The organism is Dolichospermum lemmermannii CS-548, from assembly GCF_028330815.1.
GTDB lineage: Bacteria > Cyanobacteriota > Cyanobacteriia > Cyanobacteriales > Nostocaceae > Dolichospermum > Dolichospermum lemmermannii.
In genome coordinates this window covers 1-5,267 of record NZ_JAQMTJ010000276.1, presented here as the reverse complement: position 1 = coordinate 5,267, position 5,267 = coordinate 1, and the positions used below count along the sequence as shown (strand labels likewise).

The window sequence follows — 5,267 nt, the reverse complement described above, 5'->3', positions numbered from 1 at the left end:
GTCTTTAGACGCGGGGAGTGTCAATCTGGAAATCACCTTCAAACGATTATAAAAAAGCATTTCAGTGTTTACAAAAAGGGAGGAGTTAAGAGGCAGGGGGGGCAGGAGGTTATGAGTATCAATTAAAACTTTATTTCTGGGTTTAAAGCTAGTATGTTAATTCTGTGTATTTTGGAGGGATTGTCTAGAAAATTATTGGTGTTACCGTAGTTTACACCGAAAGCATCTTTTCCAGGCACTTCCTCATGAAAATATGCGACACATTTTGTGCGTGAAGTCTTATGGGATAAGGGATTCAGAATTAACACACTAGGTGGAAGGTCTTCACTCTCATAAATATACAAATAATTTGGGATAATTTATTTCTTGGAACGCCCTAAAGTGATTTTACAGCAGCACACATATTGCGATCGCTTGGTTGCAACTTTTAAACAGGAAATTGGTTGAGTGAAATACAATAACTCCACCCCCAACCCCCTCCCCGCAAGTGAGGAGGGGGTTTATGAATGTATCTCATGCAAGTGCATACCGCTATATTCCCTAATTAAGTCCATTACCGTTACCGTTACCGTTACCTTTGCCATTACCGTTACCATTGCCTTTACCATGATTTTCTTGTACTGAATCGGAAATCAATTCCTGAAACATTTCTGTTGAGTTAGCAGGATCTACAAAGACAATTTTGGCATTATTGCTTTCACCTAATTTTTGACTAGCATCTACATAATCTTGGGCAACAAGATACCTTAAAATATCCTTACTTTCAGGATGATTCCGCAAGGCTTCTGAAATTATTTCTATAGATGTTCTAGTTCCTTCCGCTCGTTTAACTGCCGCTTGTCGTTCCCCTTCTGCGGCTTCTATAGCTGACTTTTTCTTAATTTGTGCGTTTTGTTGAGCTTCCATTGACTTGCGGACACTTTCCGGTGGAGTGATGCTCTGAATATCTAAACGGATAATTTCAATTCCCCAAGCGGCTGTAATTGAATTTAATCCGCCTAATATGCTTCGGTCTACCTCGTCTCTAGACATATTAGTATCCTCTAAAGAATTCTGAGCGATATTTTCCCGGAGGGTAGTTGTGGCTAAGTTAGATAAGGCAGTTTGTAAATCATCAATGGCATAAAAACTTTTCTCAATATCTTTGATGCGCCAGTAAAGAATTGCATCAACTTCTAAGTAAACTCCGTCTTTAGTAATGACATTTTGGGGTTTAATATCTAACAACTGCTCTCTGGTTGTATCCTCCATCACAATCTGATCAAGAATAGGAACGATAAAGCTGATTCCCGGATTAAGTTTGCGATGATACCGCCCCAACCGTTCAACTAAGGCCACATTCCCTTGATTTACCATCTTTGCAGATGCCAAGGCATAACCTACTAGAGCTAAAAATATGATAAAAATTATTGGGTCCATTGAATTATTCTCCTCCTTCAGCTTTGGGCAGAATTGATTATTAGGGTTATAGCTTGCAGTAAATTAAAATGGGTTAAGTGCGTAATTTCCCAATCAGTAACTATAAAATGATAAACCTGCGATCGCATTATAGGCGATCGCTACACCTCTAATCATAAATTAATTGCCGAAAAAAAATAAACTAAGATGTATAATAATTATGTCTTGGGTCTAGATTTTTTGAGTGGAAACCTAGAAAACCAACTTTTGGACTTAACCTAAAATCCAGTGAATAATCTGATAATCCCCAAGATAGTACCTAAAGGACCAGCTACAGTATTAACTCTATCACCAGTTTTGGTTAAACCGTTGCGATCAACCACGACAACATCATTGTTGCGAAGGATCGGATTGGTTTCTTCGTTAATTCCTTTAGCTAAATCCACTTTAACTGGACGTTTACTAACAGTACCATTGGAGTTGAGGCGAATCAACTCTACACTTCCTCTACTAGCTCTACTATCATTGAAACCACCAGCCGCTAATAATGCCTGATTTAAAGAACTATTCGGTTGTAGTTTAACTGCTCCTGGTCTTTTGACTTCACCCACTACACCAACTTCAATAGTCGTTGGTGACAGAGTAGTAGTGGCCAATTGTGTAGCTTCCGCAGTGTTAATATCTGTGGCTGTAGGAATAACAATTGTATCTCCATCCTGCACCACAATGTCTTGATTGATATCACCATTTTGCAGTAATTTCCATAGGTTAATATCTATAGATTGTTCTGTACCAGTGCGGGTAGGACGGCGTAGTTTAATCTTTCGCACATCAGCTAGGGATGTAATTCCCCCTGCTAGTTGTAAACTTCGCATTACAGTGGGTAAACCACCACCAGCAGCAGCACCAGCAGAACCACTAGGTTCTGTATTCCCAGGACTAACAAGATAAGAACCAGGACGATAAACTTGACCAATTACCACCACTGTACGCGGTGAAGTTTGACTGGCAGCAAAGTTAGCTGCAAATAAATTTCGGGCTTCAGCCACATTCAAACTAGTAGCTGTGGGGACAACGATGGTATCTCCATCTCGTAAAGTAATCTCTTGGGATATTCTGCCTGTTTGCGTTAATTCCTTTAAGTCCAAGGAGACTGTCTGCTCTCCAGAACGTCCTACCTTGCGGCGTAATTGTACTTGAGTCACATCTGCTGCCAGTGTTACCCCTTGGGCTATGGTTAATGCAGCTAATACCGTTGGATATTGGACACCGGGGTTATTTCCCGCTCCTCCTTCTAAGCTGAGGGTATAAGCACCTGGTCTTGTTACCTCTCCCGCAACAAACACATTGATGGGACGTGGTGATAATAAGTTGACGGAAATCAGGGGACGTTTGAGAAAGCGAGCATATTTTCTGGCGATTGTATCAGCAGCTTGTTCTGTGGTTAGTCCCGAAACAGGGATACTGCCAATTAAAGGCATATTAATTGAACCACCGGGAGGGACTTGATATTCGCCTGTATATTCTGGTACTTCAAATACATTAACACGGATGCGATCGCCGCCGCCCAATAAATAATCTGTAGCTATGCTGGATGTTGATTTTACTGGCTGTTTTTCAGCTAAACTCACGGATGGTAAAACGATAGTCATTGTTGTTAACAATGCTAAACCCATAGTTGAATGGGTGAGAAATTTACACAAATCTTTATTAAGCATATTTACCTAAGAATTGAAAATGACGATATTTACAGTTATTCGGAAACATTTTAACATCGAGTATACTGAAGAATCGTAGTGACTCAACAATTTTATTTTCTAATAAATCTTTAGTTTTCCGGACATAAATAATTTGTTGCGTAAGGAATTTGATTTTAAATCTTCTTTGAGGTTAGGAAATATTTTCAGTGCTTTTTGCAGGTTAAGTTTCCTAACTTATAACAATTTTCGATCCTATATTAACAACAAATTTATCAACTGATAGTACAGTCATAGCCCTAAATTGATCAGGAAGTATTAACACATAAGTAACTGATTTTTAGAATGATCAAATAATTCGCAAAAATTACTACTTATGGGTGATTCATTCCTCTTATTTTCTAGTTGTTTGTGCTAATTAAGGGGATGATTTCGGATTTGAATTTGATGGATAAAAAACTCTTCTAGAGATTGACGTGACAGATTCATAGTGATAATTTTTCCCCCCATTAATCTCAAACTAGACAGAAAATCATAATAATCTTCTTGGAGTATACCCTGCCAAGAACCATCAGCCCCAAATTCTAAATTACCTATCCATTTTTTCAAGATTTCCCCGTCTCCGCCTTGACCTTTAACATGATAGGTGTTTTGATTCCCTAAAAGTTCACTGAGAGAACCGCAACAGATTAATTCTCCTTGAGCAAGAATAGCCACGCGATCGCAAATTTGTTCCACTTCACTCAATACATGACTATTAAAAAATATGGTTTTACCAGATGCTTTCAAAGCAAGAATAATTTCTCGCATTTGGTAACGCCCCAGAGGATCAAGTCCAGACATAGGTTCATCTAAAAAAACCAAATCCGGATCATTAATTAAAGCTTGTGCCATTCCCACACGCTGAAGCATCCCTTTAGAATAGCGCCGCATTTGCTTTTTGCGAGCATCAGCTTGAGATAACCCCACTAATTCCAACAATTGGGGAATGCGTTGACGTTGTAACTTTTGGGGAATTTGAAATAAACCCGCTGTCAACTGCAAAAATTCCCAACCGCTCAGATATTCATATAAATAGGAATTTTCTGGGAGGTAGCCAATATGCTGCTTGACTTTAGCGTTGCCTATGGGTTTACCTAACAATAAGCCCCGTCCAGATGTAGGGCGAATAATTCCCAGCAACAATTTTAACAGCGTGGTTTTACCCGCACCATTGGGACCCAACAAACCAAAGGTTTCTCCTGGGTATACTTGTAAAGAACAGTTTTTGAGCGATACAACTTTTTGATTGAGCCAAAATCCCGTGCGATAGACCTTTCGCAATTCAGAAGTCAGGACTACGGGTTGTTGATCTAGGGGATTTTGTTGATAATCGGGGTTGTCTACAACAGAATTCATGGCTATGAAACTACCAACTACTGACTATTTAGAGCTAACTACAGATTAACCGATGCTGAGGATTTTTATAACACTCCTTTGGAACTAGGAATTGTTTCTGCCCGCCGGCGATCAATTTCTGCCGCTATTCTCATGGCTCTAGCAAAGGCTTTAAATGTAGCTTCAATAATATGATGGGAATTAATTCCATCCAATTGGCGAATATGTAACGTCATTTGGCTATGATTTACCACAGCCACAAAAAACTCCCTCACTAACTGGGTATCATAAGTTCCCACCCGTTGAGTAGGAATTTCTAAACCATAACTCAGATGCGGTCTACCAGAAAAGTCTAAAGCAACTTGTACCAAAGCTTCATCTAGAGGCGCAAGAAAATTCCCAAACCGGACAATTCCCTTTTTATTCCCCAAAGCTTGAAATAAAGCTTGTCCTAAAGTAATTCCCACATCTTCGTTAGTGTGGTGATCATCAATTTCCCAATCACCTTGAGCTTGAATATCCAAATCAAATAACCCATGGGAGGCAATTTGATGGAGCATATGATCTAAAAAAGGAATACCTGTAGAAACTTTACATATCCCTGTACCATCAAGATTGATAGTAACGTAAATATCTGTTTCCCCAGTAGTGCGGTGAACTGAAGCTATCCGAGAAGTTTGTTTGTTGGTCATTTGTCAGTTGTCAGTTGTTAGTAGGGGCGAAGCATTTGGAAGATAAATTATCGGTCATTGCCAAAAATAGTTCTCCAAATGCTTCGCCCGTACAGTTGTCAGT

4 protein-coding genes are annotated in these 5,267 nt (G+C 39.4%); all 4 read right to left on the bottom strand.

All coding sequences use genetic code 11. The features are described 5' to 3' along the window. Positions 1 to 540: 540 nt before the first annotated feature. Positions 541 to 1,419 (bottom strand): SPFH domain-containing protein, encoded by an 879-nt coding sequence (locus tag PN450_RS19130; protein WP_271837233.1) that lies wholly within the window; start codon positions 1,417 to 1,419, stop codon positions 541 to 543. 257 nt (positions 1,420 to 1,676) lie between these two features. Continuing rightward, positions 1,677 to 3,116, bottom strand: coding sequence for a polysaccharide biosynthesis/export family protein (locus PN450_RS19125; RefSeq protein ID WP_271837232.1), 1,440 nt, complete (start codon positions 3,114 to 3,116; stop codon positions 1,677 to 1,679). Positions 3,117 to 3,509: 393 nt separating this feature from the next. Continuing rightward, positions 3,510 to 4,493, bottom strand: a complete 984-nt coding sequence (locus PN450_RS19120; protein ID WP_271837231.1) for an ABC transporter ATP-binding protein — start codon at positions 4,491 to 4,493, stop codon at positions 3,510 to 3,512. 65 nt (positions 4,494 to 4,558) lie between these two features. Continuing rightward, entirely contained in the window at positions 4,559 to 5,164 is a 606-nt protein-coding gene (gene hisB / locus PN450_RS19115; protein ID WP_271837230.1) for an imidazoleglycerol-phosphate dehydratase HisB, read from the bottom strand. Positions 5,165 to 5,267 lie beyond the last annotated feature (103 nt).

Bases quoted from the DNA above. Each gene is read 5' to 3' on its own strand.
- PN450_RS19130 (WP_271837233.1), bottom strand. From the start codon at position 1,419: ATGGACCCAATAATTTTTATCATATTTTTAGCTCTAGTAGGTTATGCC.
- PN450_RS19125 (WP_271837232.1), bottom strand. From the start codon at position 3,116: ATGCTTAATAAAGATTTGTGTAAATTTCTCACCCATTCAACTATGGGT.
- PN450_RS19120 (WP_271837231.1), bottom strand. From the start codon at position 4,493: ATGAATTCTGTTGTAGACAACCCCGATTATCAACAAAATCCCCTAGAT.
- hisB (WP_271837230.1), bottom strand. From the start codon at position 5,164: ATGACCAACAAACAAACTTCTCGGATAGCTTCAGTTCACCGCACTACT.